The sequence below is a fragment of the Halorhodospira sp. M38 genome (genome assembly GCF_022227985.1).
Classification (GTDB): domain Bacteria; phylum Pseudomonadota; class Gammaproteobacteria; order Nitrococcales; family Halorhodospiraceae; genus Halorhodospira; species Halorhodospira halophila_A.
Genome location: NZ_JAJNQP010000074.1, coordinates 1 through 1073, shown reverse-complemented (window position 1 = coordinate 1073; position 1073 = coordinate 1). Strand labels below are relative to the sequence as shown.

At 62.8% G+C, this 1073-nt stretch carries 1 pseudogene; it reads left to right on the top strand.

What is annotated here, in order from left to right:
- Positions 1-132: 132 nt before the first annotated feature.
- Positions 133-722 (top strand): annotated as a pseudogene (locus tag LRA98_RS12820) (IS1634 family transposase); the annotation flags it as partial.
- Positions 723-1073: the final 351 nt, after the last annotated feature.

Here is a 1073-nt window from a genome sequence, read left to right as displayed (position 1 = left end):
GCCCGGGTACGAGCGGCGGCTCTCTTTGCGCGTCAGGGACTTATTGCGCGCCACCTCGTAAGAGGCTGTAGTGCCAAACATAAGCCACGATAGTTTGCCTAGCCGGCGGATAAAGCGGCATAATGTGAAGCCATGTTTATCCGCAGGTCGCGCTCCAATGGTCGGGAGTACCTTCGCCTGGTGGAAAGCTACCGGGATGAGCAAGGACGTACCCGCCACCGACAGGTCGCCCAGCTCGGCCGCGCGGATCAGCCGGCGACCCAAGAGAAGATCGAGGGCCTGATCCAGAGCCTTCAGCGCCACGCCGGCATGGAAGGCGTAGACGCTGATGGCGTGCGTTTTGACCCGGCCCGTTCGCTCGGCCCGGCTTGGCTGCTGACCGAACTCTGGCAGGAGCTGGGTTTCGATCGCGCCCTACGCCGCGCGTTCCGGTCCTCGTACCGCGAGTTCGACCTGGAGGCGGTTGTTCGGCTGCTAGTCTCAACCGGCTCTGCGATCCGAGCAGCAAACTTGGTGTGCTGCGCTGGCTCGAGCGGGTGCATCTGCCTGGAGTCGACACCCGAGATCTCCACTACGCCCAGCTGCTGCGCGCCATGGACGCGCTGATCGGGCACCGGGAAGCTGTCGAGAAGGCGACCGCCGGACTGCTCAAGCCTCTACTCGACCAAGAGCTGAGCGTTGTTTTCTATGCGCTTTCTGACAAGAGGGCGGAGCCCGCTACGGCGTAATTGGGGTCTGCCGCGCCCTGCGGCCGGCTTCTGCTAACCGCAGTGCTACCCTGAGGCGGACCCCGCTCCGCTTCTCCAGCTTGATCTACTGGAGCCTGCTGCCTATTTTGTTCGTGCCGGGGATCGGTAAGGCTGTTTTGATTTGGCCCGTTTGAGGCCGTGCCACCGGTCTCCGGCTTATCCGCGGATCCCTGCTTGTTCGGGATCAGGCAGTCCCGGTTGTATGGCTCGCCCCTGCGGAGCATCGCATAGATGATGTCCGACATCCGGCGAGCCACACGCTTCAGGCTATCGATTTTGCTAATACCGCGCGCACGGCATCGATGGTAGTAATCCGCGGCTAGG